Genomic DNA, 14,950 nt, shown 5'->3' with positions numbered 1-14,950 from the left:
AACACGTTTCGAACTCAGCAAGAGAGAAGAACATTGCTCGAAGCAACGTCATTTGACGCCATCCGGATCGGCCTCGCGACCGCCGAGGACATCCGTCAGTGGTCGTACGGCGAGGTCAAGAAGCCGGAGACCATCAACTACCGCACCCTGAAGCCCGAGAAGGACGGTCTGTTCGGCGAGCAGATCTTCGGTCCGTCCCGCGACTGGGAGTGCGCCTGCGGCAAGTACAAGCGTGTCCGCTTCAAGGGCATCGTCTGCGAGCGCTGCGGCGTCGAGGTCACCAAGTCCTCGGTCCGCCGTGAGCGCATGGGCCACATCGAGCTCGCCGCGCCCGTCACGCACATCTGGTACTTCAAGGGCGTCCCGTCGCGCCTCGGCTACCTGCTCGACATGGCGCCGAAGGACCTCGAGAAGGTCATCTACTTCGCGGCGTACATGATCATCGACATCGATGAAGAGGGCCGTCACGCCGACATGCCCGGTCTCGAGAACGAGATGCGCCTCGAGATCAAGAACCTCGAGGGTCAGCGCGACTCGATCATCGCCGACCGCCTCAAGAAGCTCGAGGACGACCTCGCAGCGCTCGAGGAAGAGGGCGCCAAGGCCGACGTGAAGCGCCGGACCAAGGACACCGCCGAGAAGGAGATGTCCCAGGTCCGCAAGTCCTTCGACGAGGACATCACCCGCCTCGAGCGCGTGTGGGAGGACTTCCGCAACCTCAAGGTCGGCGACCTCAAGCCCGAGGACGCCGTGTTCCACGAGCTGCAGGACCGCTTCGGGATCTACTTCGACGCCTACATGGGCGCCGAGGCGATCAAGCTGCGGCTCGAGGCCTTCGACCTGGCCGCCGAGGCCGAGTCGCTGCGCCTGCAGATCGCCGAGGGCAAGGGTCAGAAGAAGATCCGCGCGATCAAGCGCCTGCGCGTCGTCAGCTCCTTCCTCGCCACCGGCAACTCGCCGGCCGCGATGGTGCTCGACGTCGTGCCGGTCATCCCGCCGGAGCTGCGCCCGATGGTGCAGCTCGACGGTGGCCGCTTCGCCACGTCGGACCTCAACGACCTCTACCGTCGTGTGATCAACCGCAACAACCGCCTCCGCCGCCTGCTCGACCTCGGTGCCCCCGAGATCATCGTGAACAACGAGAAGCGCATGCTGCAGGAAGCGGTCGACGCACTGTTCGACAACGGTCGTCGTGGTCGTCCCGTCACGGGTACCGGCAACCGCGCCCTGAAGTCCCTGAGCGACATGCTCAAGGGAAAGCAGGGTCGCTTCCGCCAGAACCTGCTCGGCAAGCGCGTCGACTACTCGGGCCGTTCGGTCATCATCGTCGGCCCGCAGCTCAAGCTGCACCAGTGCGGTCTGCCGAAGCAGATGGCGCTCGAGCTGTTCAAGCCGTTCGTCATCAAGCGCCTCATCGACCTGTCGCACGCGCAGAACATCAAGTCGGCCAAGCGCATGGTCGAGCGTTCGCGTCCGCAGGTGTGGGACGTGCTCGAGGAGATCATCCGCGAGCGCCCCGTGCTGCTGAACCGTGCGCCGACGCTGCACCGTCTGGGCATCCAGGCGTTCGAGCCGCAGCTCGTCGAGGGCAAGGCCATCCAGCTCCACCCGCTCGTGTGTGCTGCGTTCAACGCGGACTTCGACGGTGACCAGATGGCCGTGCACCTGCCGCTGTCGGTCGAGGCCCAGGCCGAGGCCCGCATCCTGATGCTCGCCTCGAACAACATCCTCAAGCCGTCGGACGGCCGTCCGGTGACCCTGCCCGCACAGGACATGATCATCGGTCTGCACCACCTGACGACCGTCCGCGAGGGCGCGCTCGGCGAGGGCCGTGCGTTCTCGTCGGTCGCCGAGGCGATCCTGGCCAAGGACCAGAACACGCTGCACCTCAACGCGATGGTGAAGATCCGCATGTCGGGTGTCCACTTCGCCGAGGGCGAGGCGCCGGAGGGCTACGAGGTCGGTCAGCCGATCCTCCTCGAGACCACCCTGGGCCGTGCGCTCTTCAACGAGACGCTGCCGGCGGACTACCCGTTCGTCCAGCGCGTCACCGACAAGGGCACCCTCTCCGCGATCGTCAACGACCTCGCCGAGCGCTACTCCAAGACCGAGACGGCCGCTGCGCTGGACCGGATCAAGGACGCGGGCTTCTACTGGGGCACGCGCTCCGGTGTGACCGTGGCGCTGTCGGACGTCGTGACGCCTCCTCGCAAGAAGGAGATCATCGCGGGCTACGAGGTCCAGGCCGCCAAGGTCCAGGGCGAGTTCGACAAGGGTCTGATCACCGACGCGGAGCGCCGCGCCGACCTGATCAAGATCTGGACCGAGGCCACGAACGAGATCGCGCAGGAGATGCGCGACAACTTCCCGGTCGACAACACCATCAACCGCATGGTCTCGTCGGGTGCTCGTGGTAACTGGCTGCAGGTGCGCAACATCGCCGGTATGCGTGGTCTGGTGAACAACCCGAAGGGTGAGATCATCGCCCGCCCGATCATCAACTCGTACCGCGAGGGCCTGACCGTGGCGGAGTACTTCATCGCCACGCACGGTGCCCGCAAGGGTCTGGCGGACACGGCTCTCCGTACCGCCGACTCGGGCTACCTGACCCGTCGTCTCGTCGACGTGTCGCAGGACGTCATCATCCGTGAGGACGACTGCGGGACGACCCGTGGCCTCGAGCTGCCGATCGCGACCGTGGGTGCCGACGGCGCCCTCGTCCGCGACCCGCGCGTCGAGAACACCGTCTACTCGCGCACGCTGGCCACCGAGGCAGCGGACGCGAAGGGCACGGTCGTCGCCGAAGCCGGTTCGGACGTCGGTGACGTCCTGCTGGACACGCTGCTCGAGGCGGGTGTCGAGAGCATCAAGGTGCGCTCGGTCCTGACCTGCGAGTCGGCCGTCGGTGTCTGCGCGAAGTGCTACGGCCGTTCGCTCGCCACGGGCAACCTCGTCGACATCGGCGAGGCGGTCGGCATCATCGCCGCCCAGTCCATCGGTGAGCCCGGTACCCAGCTGACGATGCGTACCTTCCACACGGGTGGTTCGGCCTCGGCCGACGACATCACGCAGGGTCTGCCCCGCGTGACCGAGCTCTTCGAGGCCCGCACCCCGAAGGGCGCGTCCCCGATCGCCGAGGCCCCCGGCCGCGTCACGATCGAGGACACGGACAAGGGTCGTCGGATCATCCTCACGCCGGACAACGGCGACGAGCCGTTCATCTACCCGGTGCTCAAGCGTGCGACCCTCCTCATCGAGGACGGCCAGCACGTCGAGCTCGGCGAGCAGTTCATCGCCGGCACGGTGGACCCGAAGGAGGTCCTCCGGGTCAAGGGTGTGCGCGAGGTCCAGAAGCACCTCGTCAACGGTGTGCAGGACGTGTACGGCTCGCAGGGCGTGCCGATCCACGACAAGCACATCGAGGTCATCGTCCGCCAGATGCTCCGCAAGGTCACCGTCGTCGACCACGGCGACACCGACCTGCTGCCGGGTGAGCTCGTCGACCGGTCGCGCTACAACGCGCTGAACCGTGCGGCGCTGCAGGAGGGTCGCAAGACCGCCTCGGCTCGCCAGGAGGTCATGGGCATCACGAAGGCGTCCCTCGCGACCGAGTCGTGGCTGTCCGCCGCGTCCTTCCAGGAGACCACCCGCGTCCTCACGCAGGCGGCCATGGAGGGCAAGCAGGACCACCTCGTCGGCCTCAAGGAGAACGTCATCATCGGTAAGCTCATCCCCGCCGGGACGGGCCTCAGCCGGTACCGTGACGTGGACGTCGCCGCGACCGAGGAAGCCAAGGCGGAGCGGTACCCCAACCGCATCTTCGCCGACGACTCCTCGTTCTCGGACGCCGACCTGAGCTTCGTCGACTTCGACAGCTTCTCGTCGGACGACTTCACGCCCGGGACCTACAACTGAGCCTGAGCTGAACCCGGAAGGCCCCCGCATCCTCGGATGCGGGGGCCTTCCTCGTTGCCGGCACGTGGCCGGTCAGCGGCGTGCTGCCGGCCTGGAGGCTCGTGGCGGGCCCGCCACGCGCCTCCAGGCCGGCGCGGGGTCGCGTCTCAGGCCGTGCGGCCCTTCTCGTCGACCAACGAGTACAGGCTGAGGACGTTGCCGTCGGGGTCGCGGACGTCGAACCAGTCGACGGCACCGTCGACGCACTCGACGGGTCCGACGTCGATGCCGAGCGACCCGATGCGGGCGTGCTGGGACCGGACGTCGTCGACACCGAACCGGACGGTCGCCGGGCGCCGTTCGGCGTCCGTGTCGAGGTACAGCTGCAGCCAGATGCCGCCGATCTCGTACTCGACGACGCCGTCCTCGGGCTCCAGGTCGGGGTCCGCACGCTGGAACACGGCGCCGTACCAGAGGCAGGACGCCTCGATGTCGGAGACGGGGAGGCCCACGGTCACGCTCGTGATGTCCATGGCTCATCATGGCCCGGGGCGGCGCCGCACGTCGAGGACTTCGTCGTGGGGCGGTGCGGGCGGCGACCGCGCGTGGACCCCGTCGCGTCCGTTCCTGCACAGCCCGGGGTCTCGACCGAGTGCTCCACCGATCGCCGGACCGCCCACCCCGCGAGCACGCTCGCGACGGAGCATCGACCCGTGTCGATCATCGTCCGGACCACCCAGTACCGGCGGGTACCCCTGCACTGGGGACACCCGCCACCCCGTCGCCCCCTCGTTGTGGGACTGCGGTCGCCGCGCACCGCGGCAATAGCGTGGACGGGCGCCGCACCGCTGCGGGACGCATCCCCACGACCCGGTCTCGACCCGAAGGAGGCTCCGGGACACATGGCCACGCTCTCCGAGATCCTCATCCTCAACGGCGCACTGCCGATCGAACACCTCGACTCGATGACGGGGGACGAAGCGATCGACGAGCGCTCGATCCGCACCCTGGTCGACCAGGGCGTGGTGAGCGAGGCGCAGTACATCACCGCGCGTGCGGCCTCGAACAACGCGCACACCGTCCCGCTGACCGACTACCCGGTCGACGGCACGGCGGTGTCGATGCTGCCCGCGGCGCTCTGCCGTCGGCACGGTGTGCTCGGTGTCGGGTTCGAGGGCGAGACGCTCGTGCTGGCGATGGTGAACCCCTCGAACGTGCTCGCCATCGACGACGCCCGCACCGCCTCCGGTCGCTCGATCAAGCCGCTGCAGGTCGACGAGCGCGACCTGGTGAGCGCCCTCGACCGGTACCTGCGCGCCGACGACGAGCTCAACGACCTGACCTCGTCGTTCGAGGACCAGTCGGCCGCCCCGACCCAGCAGCAGGTGGACCTGACCGACGGCGCGCTCGACGACGTGCCGATCGTCCGCTTCGTGAACCTGCTCGTGTCGCAGGCCATCCAGGACCACGCGTCCGACATCCACATCGAGCCGGGCGAGCACGAGGTCCGGGTGCGCTACCGCATCGACGGCGTGCTGCACGAGATGGCCCCGGCGCCGAAGAACATCCAGAACGGTGTCATCAGCCGGCTCAAGATCATGAGTGACATCGACATCGCCGAGCGTCGGAAGCCGCAGGACGGCCGCATGTCGGTGCGCCACGGCGGTCGGCAGATCGACCTGCGGGTGGCGACGCTGCCGACCGTGTGGGGCGAGAAGGTCGTCATGCGGATCCTCGACAACACGAACACGTCGCTGACGCTCAAGGACCTCAACCTGCTCGAGCAGAACTTCCAGGCGTACCAGCGGTCCTACTCGAAGCCGTACGGCATGATCCTGGTCACCGGACCCACCGGTTCGGGCAAGTCGACCACGCTGTACACGACGCTGAACGCCGTCGCGAAGCCCGAGATCAACGTCATCACGGTCGAGGACCCGGTCGAGTACCGGATGGCCGGCATCAACCAGGTGCAGGTGAACCCGAAGGCCGGGCTGACGTTCGCGTCCGCGCTGCGCTCGATCCTGCGCTCCGACCCCGACGTGGTGCTCCTCGGTGAGATCCGTGACCACGAGACGGCGCAGATCGCGATCGAGGCGTCGCTCACCGGTCACCTGGTGCTCTCGACGCTGCACACCAACGACGCACCGTCGGCCGTCACCCGTCTGACCGAGATGGACATCGAGCCCTTCCTGGTCGGGTCGGCGCTCGACTCGGTGGTCGCCCAGCGTCTGGCCCGCCGGCTCTGCGACCGGTGCAAGGCCCCGGCGGTCTACGAGGCCGAGCAGCTGCACGCGCTCGGGTTCCTCGACCGTGCGGACGCGGCCGTGCCGGAGTTCTTCGCGCCGATCGGCTGCGCCGTCTGCTCGAACACCGGCTACCGCGGCCGGATCGCCCTGCACGAGGTCATGACCGTCACCGAGGAGATCGAGCGGCTCGCCGTCGCACGGGCCTCGAGCGCCGAGATCAGCCGCGTCGCTCAGCAGCAGGGCATGCTCACCCTCCGACAGGACGGGTGGGAGAAGGTCAAGCTCGGCATGACCAGCGTCGACGAGATCCTGCGCGTGGTCGCGTAGTCCCGGGAGCACGAGGACGATGAACGAATCGGTGTACGACATCGAGGCCGGCGACGACCCCGTCGCCGGATGGCACCCCGGACGGCCGGGCAACGAGGTCGGCGGTCGTCGGGCTGCGCGGCTCGCTGCCGCTGCTGCGGCCGCTGCGGCGTCGGCACCCTCGGCGTCGTCGAGCGACCGCTCTCCCGTGCCGACGTCGAGCAGTGCCGTGTACGACCTGTCGACCGAGCCCGCGTGGGGCGCACCGGCGGCGTGGGGCGGCTCGTCCGCGGCTGCGACCTCCAGCGGATCCTCGTGGCCGCCGCCCGCCGGCGACCCCGTCGCCGTCCCGGTCGCGCAGCCGCAGGCCGCGCCGGCCACGCCCCCGGCGGCCGTCCCGCCGTCGACCGCCGCGTACGGCTACGCCGAGACGGTGACCGAGCACCTGCCGGTGGCGCCCGCGGTGCCGACCACGAGCCTCCAGGCCGTCACCACCACGACGCAGGGCCGCGCCGTCGACGCCGGCGCGCACCCCGAGATCGGCTTCACGCGCCACGCGCGCGAGGTCGCCGACGCCGACCTCATCACGGCGCTCTCGCAGGTCGTGTACCAGGGGGCCTCGGACCTCCACGTCACCGCCGACGCCCCGCCCACCGTGCGGGTCGACGGCTCCCTGCGGCCCGCGGTCCCCGGGGGACCCTGGGCACGCAACAAGGTGATCGCCGCACTGAAGACCCTGTTGAGCCCAGAGCAGGCCGGGCAGTTCGACCACGAGCAGGAACTCGACTTCGCGTACTCCCTGTCGCCGGAGTTCCGCTTCCGCGTGAACTACTACCAGCAGCGTGGCAACTGGGGCGCGGCCTTCCGCATCATCCCGACGAAGATCAAGACGCTCAAGCAGCTCGGCATCCCGGAGCACGTGGGGGAGTTCGCGAAGCTGCCCCGCGGCCTCGTGCTCGTCACCGGGCCGACCGGTTCCGGCAAGTCGACGACCCTCGCAGCGCTCATCGACCTGGTCAACGAGACCCGGGCCGACCACATCGTGACGGTCGAGGACCCGATCGAGTTCATGCACGACCACAAGAAGGCGATCATCAACCAGCGCGAGGTCGGGGCGGACACGCACTCGTTCGCCGCCGCGCTGAAGCACGTGCTGCGGCAGGACCCCGACGTCATCCTGATCGGTGAGCTCCGCGACCTCGAGACCATCTCCGTCGCGCTCACCGCGGCCGAGACCGGCCACCTCGTCTTCGCGACGCTCCACACGCAGAGCGCTCCGGGCACCATCGACCGCGTCATCGACGTGTTCCCGCCGCACCAGCAGGGGCAGATCCGAACGCAGCTCGCGGCGACGCTCGAGGGTGTCGTCTGCCAGACGCTCGTGCCGAAGGCGAACGGCACCGGCCGGGTCGTCGCCACCGAGATCATGCGCACGACGCCGGCGATCGCGAACCTGGTGCGCGAGGGCAAGACGTACCAGATCACCTCGGCGATGCAGGCCGGCCGCGACGCCGGGATGCACACGATGGACCAGGACCTGGCCGAGCTGGTCAACGTCGGCACCGTCACCCGCGCTGCGGCGATGGAGAAGGTGCACGACGAGGACGGCTTCGACCGGCTCGTGCAGCGTGTCGAGTCGCCGTCCGACTCGTCCGCCGCCGCGATCGCCGCATCCGAGATCGACTTCGGCGACAAGTACTCCGGAGGCCACTGATGTCGCTCGCGTTCGACTACCGGGGCCGCGACGGCGCCGGCAAGCTCGTCAAGGGTCGGCTCGACGCCGCGTCCGAGGGCGCGGTCGTCCAGCGCCTGCGCGGCATGGGCGTCTCGCCGATCGCCATCACCGAGGCGAAGCCCGGCACCGGGCTGCAGACCGAGATCAAGATCCCGGGGCTCGAGAAGGGCGTCGGGCTCAAGGACCTCGCGATCATGTCGCGCCAGGCCTCGACGATGCTCTCGTCCGGGCTCTCGCTCCTGCGTGCGCTGACGATCCTGGCGGGCCAGACCGAGAACAAGAAGCTCAAGGAGATCCTCGGCAAGGTGCGGGACGACGTCGAGCGCGGCGTCTCGTTCTCGGACGCCGTCGCGAAGTACCCGGTCGACTTCCCGCCGATCATGATCAACATGATCCGCGCGGGGGAGACCGGCGGGTTCCTCGACCAGGCGATGGACTCGATCGCGACGAACTTCGAGAAGGAGCACAAGCTCCGGTCGACGATCAAGTCGGCCATGACCTACCCGGTCGTGGTGCTCGTGATGTCGCTGCTGGCAGTCGTCGTCATGCTCGTCTTCATCGTGCCGATCTTCCAGGACATGTTCGCGTCGCTCGGTGGGCAGCTGCCGTTGCCGACCCGGATCCTCGTGCAGCTCTCGCACGCGATGCGCTGGGCCGGACCGATCCTGGCGGTGCTCGTCGTCGTCGGGTGGCTCTGGTACCGGGGGAACAAGAACACGGACCGCTTCCGGGCGTTCCGGGATCCGATCCTGCTGCGGATGCCGGTGTTCGGGCAGCTGACGAAGAAGATCGTCATCGCCCGGTTCGCCCGGAACTTCTCGAACATGATCGGGGCCGGCGTCCCCATCCTGCAGGCATTGAAGATCGTCGGAGAAGTATCAAACAACTTCGTCGTGCAGAAAGCGCTCGACCGGGTCGCGGAAAGCGTCCGGAAAGGCGAATCGATCGCCGAGCCACTGGCAAAGGAGAACGTCTTCCCGCCGATGGTCGCGCAGATGATCGCGGTGGGCGAGGACGCCGGTTCGCTCGAGGTCATGCTGGAGAAGATCGCAATCTTCTACGATTCCGAGGTGGAATCGACCACGGAATCCCTGACGTCGCTCATCGAGCCGTTGCTCATCGCATTCCTCGGCGTCGTGGTCGGCGGCATGATCGTCGCGCTCTACCTGCCGATCTTCCAGATCTCCTCGCTCGTCAAGTAACTCGACGGTCTACGCCCTCCGTTCGGGGGTCGGTCAGGAATTCCGCACCCCCGGTACTGGGGGCATTTCGCAGCACGGATCACCCCCGTTCTCGGGATTATGCCCGGAAAGTGCCGTCAATACGCTTGCCAGCGGCGGCGGAGCAGTCTGCGGCACAACCCCCATCGCATTCCCGAGAAGAACGGAACCACCATGTACTTCGCTCTCATGGGCAAGCTCGACGCTCGCCGCAAGGGCCTCCTCGAGGACAAGGAGAAGGGCTTCACGCTCATCGAACTCCTGGTCGTCGTGATCATCATCGGCATCCTCGCCGCGATCGCCATCCCGGTGTACCTGAACGTGCAGAACAATGCGAAGGACGCGACGGTGAAGTCCGACCTGGCGAACGCGAAGACCGCGGTCATCGCGTTCCAGACGGACAAGAACGGGACGCTGCCGACGACGGCGGAGTTCGCGGTTCCGGCGACGATGACGCCGTACGGCTACACGAAGAGTGACGGTACGACGTTCACCTACGTCCCCGCGGCAACCGGGAGCTCCTTCTCCATCTGCGCGGTCGGTGACACCAAGACCAGCTGGAAGATCTCGGACACGACCGCAGCGGCCAAGGGCACCTGCTAGTCCTCTGACCCAGAGGGGCGGCCCGTCCACGGACGGGTCGCCCCTCCGTCGCACCGACCACCACCGAGGAGGTGACCGTGATCCGCACCCTGCAGCGCGTCCTGCGCCCGGTCGACCCGACGACCCGTGAGGCGGGCCTCTCGGTCATCGAGGTCATGGTCGCCATGATGGTCTTCGCCGTGATGAGCGTCGGGATCGCCTACGGCATCGCGAACACCCTCCAGCTCACCCAGACGAGCCGTGGCCGCGAGACCGCGGTGGCCCTCGCCTCGCAGGACATCGACTCGATGCGGCAGACGGCCGCCGCGACGACCGCCGGCATCTTCAAGGTCATCAGCAAGGACGGGGCGGTCAACACGAAGACCCTCGGCGGCGTGACCTACCAGATCGACCGGTCGGTGCGGTGGGTGCAGAGCGACGGCGCGAGCGGCGCGTGCGGCACCTCGAACGGCAAGCTCGCCTACAAGAGCGTCGTCGCGACGGTGTCCTGGCCGAACGCCCGCGGCGGTACGTCCTCCACGTCGATGACCTCGGCGATCGCCCCGAGCGACGCCGTCACGGACCCGGGCTACGGCACCGTGATCGTCTCGGTCGCGAACGCGTCCGGTGCGCCGTTCGCCGGCGTGACCGTCTCGTTGACGCCGATCTCGGGCAGCGGCGCCGTCGCACCGAGCACCTCCCCGCTGCCGACCGACTCCCAGGGCTGCTCGTACGCGGTGAACGTGGCCCCGGGCGACTACACCGTCACCGCCAGCGTCGCGGGCGGCATCGACACCGACCAGAAGCAGCCCTCCCAGCAGACCCCGATCACCGTTGCCGCCGGCGCGAGCGCCCCCGTCCCGTTCGTCTACGACCGCGCGAGCCGACTGACGCTCGGGTACGCGCAGTCCTACGGGGCGACGCTCCCCACGAACATGCCCACCGTGCTCTCGAGCACCGGCGGCGGTCTCGACACGGTGACGCCCTGGGACACGACGAGCACGACGCTCGCGATCACCTCGACCTCGACGCCCTCGCTCCTGGTCTTCCCCTTCACCTCCGGGTACACGGCCTACGCCGGCCCCTACTCGAACAGCCCGAACGCCAGGGTCAACTGCCTCAGCCCGAGCCCCGCCGCGTGGACCACGCCCAACGCGGACGGAGCGGTCGGAGCCACCCCCGACGTGATCACGACGAGCGCGGGTGAGCCCTCGAGCGGTTCCGTGCGCATGGGTGTCGCGACGGTCAAGGGCGTCAAGGGGCGCTACGTCACCGCGGTCTCCTCCGCGAACCCCGGTCCGGGCGATCCGGGCTGCGCAGCGGGCATGACGATGAGGTTCCCGGTGTCGTCCGCGGACACCGCCACCATCGCCCTGCCCTTCGGCACGTGGACCATCTCGTCCGGCACGACGTTCGGGTCGACGTCGCGCAACGAGATCGCCACGAACGCCTCCAACGTCGCGCCGGTCACGCCCGGGACGGTCAACAGGAAGACCGCGCTCATCGTCATCAGCTACGACAACACGCTCACCCTCGACCCGCGCGGGCAGACCTCGTGATGCGGGTGCTCCGTCGCTTCCGGCACGAGGACGACGGCGTCGGGCTCATGGAACTCATCGTCGCGATGAGCATCTCGATGGTGATCCTCGTCGCGGTCGGGGGCTTCTTCACCGCGACGCTGCGTGCCGGGTCGACGAACACCCGGTCCGACCAGAACGCGCGATCGGCGTCGGTCGTGATGAACTCGCTCACCCGCTACGTGCACGCAGCGAGCCTGCTGCCGAAGGCGGACGGCACCTACGCGTCCGCGGTGACCCAGGCCGACGGTTCGAGGATGACGTTCACCGCCTTCGTGAACCTCGACGGCAACGCCACCGACGTCCCGGTGCAGGTGCGGTACTCGCTCAACGGGGCGAAGGGCATCGTGCTCGACCGGTGGACGGGCACCACGACGAAGGGCTTCACGACGTTCCCCGCGCCGACGCAGCCGCCCACCAGCTCGACCGTCCTCGGCGGAGCGGTGTCGTCCCCGACCGGGGACGGCGATCCGCTCTTCACCTACCTCGGTGCGAACGGGGCTCCGCTGCCGACCCTCGCCGACGGTTCCCTGGCCGCGACGCAGCTCGGAGCGGTCCGCGCCGTCCGCGTGAACCTCGAGCTCGGAGCCCCCACCGCGGACACCCCGGGCAACACCCACATCCAGAACACGCTGTACCTCTTCAACGTGGCCTACGGCACGAACTCCGGAGCGACGCCGTGATCGGCCGGATCAGTGCTGCCCTCCGCCGCGCGCACGGCGACGACCGGGGCATGGCCCTGGCGAACGTCGTGATCTTCGGCACGGTCATGCTCATGCTCGTCGCGACGATGGTCGCGGTGTCCACCTCGGGGGCGGTGAAGTCGGCGACGGACCGGAACTTCCAGAACGCCATGGCCGCGGCGTACGCCGGCCTGGCCGACTACCAGTCGAAGCTGTCCAACGACAACGGCTACGCGCTCTACGGCAACGCGGCAGCACAGTTCAGCAAGACGAGCGGGTCGACGTTCACCGGCGACGACAAGAACACCGCCTTCACCAGCAGCGGCTCGCAGTGGGCGTCCGTCGTGGGCTCCACGGACCAGTTCTTCCGGTACGAGGTCGACAACGCCGACTACTCGTCGAAGGGCGTGCTCCGGGTCCGCGTCACGGGGAAGTCCGGCGGGAGCGTCCGGTCGCTCGTGGCGAACCTCAAGGGCGACGGCTTCATCAACTACCTGTACTTCACGAACTACGAGTCGTCGAGTCCGTCGATCTCCGGCAGTGACTGCACGACCGCCTACCAGTGGCAGGGAGGCGTGTCGAACAGGTGCCAGGCCGTGCAGTTCGCCGGGACCGACGTCCTCAACGGCCCGATCCGGACGAACGACGTCTTCACGGCGGCGTGCGCGACGACCTTCAACGGCAGCGTCGAGCAGCACGACACGCGGGTGCGTCCGTCCAGCGGGACCTGCAGCGGCCAGTTCCTCGGTGGTGATCCGTCACCGGTGCCGTACCTGGGGCTTCCGGCGCTGAACTCGAACATGTCCCAGGAGACCCGGACCGACATCCCGGCGACGGTTCCCCGTCCCGGCTGCCTGTACACGGGCCCGACCCGGGTGACCTTCCTCGGAGGCGGCAAGATGACGGTCTGGTCGCCGTGGTCGAAGGCGACGCAGATCCGGGTGGACAGCCAGTCCGGCGAGGTGTCCGCGAGCGCGGACACCGCGAAGGCAGCGTCGCTCTGCGGGTCGATCGACGCCCTGCAGAGCCAGGGCGGCGCGACGATCCCCACGCTGCCCGCGAACCTCGTGTACGTGCAGGACGTCCCGTCGGCGACGAACAACGTGAACACCTGGTCGGGGACCTTCCCGTCGAAGTACACCAACACCTACTGCACGACGACGGTCACGGTCGGGGCGAACGGCCGGGCGACGACGAAGGCGAACCAGCCGTTCAGCAACGGCATGGGCTACCCGGCCGCAGGGGAGTGGGTGAACGGCCGCAGCGCCGGCCGCAACAACACGACGCAGGCCGGTTCCGCGCCGGACACCTACTCGTGCACCGCCGGCGACGTCTTCGTCAGCGGGCCGTTCGCCGGCGCGATGACGATCGCCTCGTCGGGCACGATCTGGGCGACCGGCAGCGTGACGTACGCCGACCCCACCACCGACATCCTCGGCCTCGTCGGCCAGAACGCGGTCGAGGTGTACAACCCGACCAAGTGCACCTCGTACGCGTCCGACGGCACCGCCTGCAACAACTCGGGGATCGCCCTGCTGAACCGCTCGACCGGGGACGGCATCACCATCAGCGGTGCCATCGCCAGCAACGCCGGGACGTTCTGGAACCAGAACTACGACGTCGGACCGAAGCTCGGCACGCTCAAGGTCGTCGGCTCCATCGCGCAGAACTGGCGCGGACCGGTCGCGACCACCGGGAACACCGGCTTCTCGAAGAACTACGTGTACGACCAGCGGCTGCTCACCACCGCCCCGCCGAAGTTCCTGCAGCCCGTCTCGACCTCGTACGGCGTGACGACGCAGGTCGAGGTGCAGTCCGCGTACCAGGTCGACGGTGCGTGCGCGAGGACGAGCACGGGAGCCTGCCGGTGAGCGCCGCCTGGGTCCTCGCCGCCCTGGCCGGTGTGCTCGGTCTGGCGATCGGCTCCTTCCTCAACGTCGTCGTGCACCGTGTCCCCGCCGGGATCTCCGTCGTCGCGCCGGCGAGCGCGTGCCCGCGATGCGACCACCCGATCCGCAGGCGGGACAACGTCCCGGTTCTCTCGTGGCTGCTGCTGCGCGCGCGGTGCCGCGACTGCGCCGCTCCCATCTCGGCCCGCTACCCCGCGGTCGAGGGCGCGACCGCGGTCCTGTTCGTGCTCGTCGCCCTCGTCGTCCCCCAGCCGCTCGGCGCCACCACCGTCGGCGAGGCCCTCGGTCGGACCGTGATGCTCGCCGCCCTGCTGTTCCTGATGGCGGTGAGCGTCGCGCTCTCGCTGATCGACCTCGACACGCACCGGCTGCCGAACGCCGTCGTCTACCCGGCTGCTGTCGTGCTGCTGGTGCTCCTCGGCGCGGTGTCCGCGGTGTCCGGAGACTGGGGCGCCTTGCTGCGCGGTCTCCTCGGCGCCGTCGTGCTCGGTGGTGCGTACCTGGTCCTGGCGCTCGCGGTCCCCGGGGGGATGGGGCTCGGCGACGTCAAGCTCGCCGTGGTCCTCGGCCTCGTGCTCGCGTACCTCGGATGGGGACCCCTCGCAGTGGGAGCTTTCGGCGGCTTCCTCGTCGGCGGTACGGTCGCGATCGCACTCGTCGCCGTCGGTCGCGCACGGATGGGCAGCGGAGTCCCCTTCGGGCCGTCGATGCTCGTCGGCGCCTGGATCGGCATCGTCCTCGGCGTACCCCTCTGGTCGGCCTACCTCGGGCTCCTCGGCCTCTCCTGACCCTCAACG

The 14,950-nt window shown here is 68.8% G+C and carries 10 protein-coding genes; 9 read left to right on the top strand and 1 reads right to left on the bottom strand.

Going from position 1 to position 14,950, the window contains the following annotated elements:
- Window positions 1-33 precede the first annotated feature (33 nt).
- Window positions 34-3,915, top strand: coding sequence for a DNA-directed RNA polymerase subunit beta' (locus ACIQFY_RS10880; protein WP_066657075.1), 3,882 nt, complete (start codon window positions 34-36; stop codon window positions 3,913-3,915).
- Window positions 3,916-4,061: 146 nt separating this feature from the next.
- On the opposite strand, the gene ACIQFY_RS10875 is transcribed toward ACIQFY_RS10880, so the two are convergent.
- Window positions 4,062-4,427: a VOC family protein gene (locus ACIQFY_RS10875; protein WP_400340000.1), complete on the bottom strand. Its 366-nt coding sequence runs from the start codon at window positions 4,425-4,427 to the stop codon at window positions 4,062-4,064.
- 369 nt (window positions 4,428-4,796) lie between these two features.
- Here ACIQFY_RS10875 and ACIQFY_RS10870 point away from each other — a divergent pair, with 369 nt between their 5' ends.
- From ACIQFY_RS10870 to ACIQFY_RS10835, 8 genes are all read left to right on the top strand, one after another.
- Window positions 4,797-6,467, top strand: coding sequence for an ATPase, T2SS/T4P/T4SS family (locus ACIQFY_RS10870; RefSeq protein WP_326495852.1), 1,671 nt, complete (start codon window positions 4,797-4,799; stop codon window positions 6,465-6,467).
- Between the two features lie 19 nt (window positions 6,468-6,486).
- On the top strand, window positions 6,487-8,160 hold the full coding sequence (locus ACIQFY_RS10865) for a type IV pilus twitching motility protein PilT (protein WP_400339997.1): 1,674 nt from the start codon (window positions 6,487-6,489) through the stop codon (window positions 8,158-8,160).
- Window positions 8,160-9,383 (top strand): type II secretion system F family protein, encoded by a 1,224-nt coding sequence (locus tag ACIQFY_RS10860; protein WP_081985133.1) that lies wholly within the window; start codon window positions 8,160-8,162, stop codon window positions 9,381-9,383. Before ACIQFY_RS10865 ends, ACIQFY_RS10860 begins: the two co-directional genes overlap by 1 nt.
- A gap of 192 nt (window positions 9,384-9,575) precedes the next feature.
- Window positions 9,576-10,004: a type II secretion system protein gene (locus ACIQFY_RS10855; RefSeq protein WP_400339994.1), complete on the top strand. Its 429-nt coding sequence runs from the start codon at window positions 9,576-9,578 to the stop codon at window positions 10,002-10,004.
- Between the two features lie 77 nt (window positions 10,005-10,081).
- Entirely contained in the window at window positions 10,082-11,542 is a 1,461-nt protein-coding gene (locus ACIQFY_RS10850; protein ID WP_400339991.1) for a hypothetical protein, read from the top strand.
- Window positions 11,539-12,243, top strand: coding sequence for a hypothetical protein (locus ACIQFY_RS10845; RefSeq protein ID WP_326495849.1), 705 nt, complete (start codon window positions 11,539-11,541; stop codon window positions 12,241-12,243). The genes ACIQFY_RS10850 and ACIQFY_RS10845 overlap by 4 nt, the downstream gene beginning before the upstream one ends.
- Complete coding sequence (locus ACIQFY_RS10840) at window positions 12,240-14,114, top strand: hypothetical protein (protein WP_400339988.1); 1,875 nt, start codon at window positions 12,240-12,242, stop codon at window positions 14,112-14,114. The genes ACIQFY_RS10845 and ACIQFY_RS10840 overlap by 4 nt, the downstream gene beginning before the upstream one ends.
- Window positions 14,111-14,941: a prepilin peptidase gene (locus ACIQFY_RS10835; protein WP_400339986.1), complete on the top strand. Its 831-nt coding sequence runs from the start codon at window positions 14,111-14,113 to the stop codon at window positions 14,939-14,941. Before ACIQFY_RS10840 ends, ACIQFY_RS10835 begins: the two co-directional genes overlap by 4 nt.
- Window positions 14,942-14,950: the final 9 nt, after the last annotated feature.

This window comes from Curtobacterium sp. NPDC092190 (genome assembly GCF_044755625.1).
Classification (GTDB): domain Bacteria; phylum Actinomycetota; class Actinomycetes; order Actinomycetales; family Microbacteriaceae; genus Curtobacterium.
This window is presented reverse-complemented; position numbering and strand designations above follow the sequence as displayed.

Bases quoted from the DNA above. Each gene is read 5' to 3' on its own strand.
- ACIQFY_RS10875 (WP_400340000.1), bottom strand. From the start codon at position 4,427: ATGGACATCACGAGCGTGACCGTGGGCCTCCCCGTCTCCGACATCGAG.
- ACIQFY_RS10870 (WP_326495852.1), top strand. From the start codon at position 4,797: ATGGCCACGCTCTCCGAGATCCTCATCCTCAACGGCGCACTGCCGATC.
- ACIQFY_RS10865 (WP_400339997.1), top strand. From the start codon at position 6,487: ATGAACGAATCGGTGTACGACATCGAGGCCGGCGACGACCCCGTCGCC.
- ACIQFY_RS10860 (WP_081985133.1), top strand. From the start codon at position 8,160: ATGTCGCTCGCGTTCGACTACCGGGGCCGCGACGGCGCCGGCAAGCTC.
- ACIQFY_RS10855 (WP_400339994.1), top strand. From the start codon at position 9,576: ATGTACTTCGCTCTCATGGGCAAGCTCGACGCTCGCCGCAAGGGCCTC.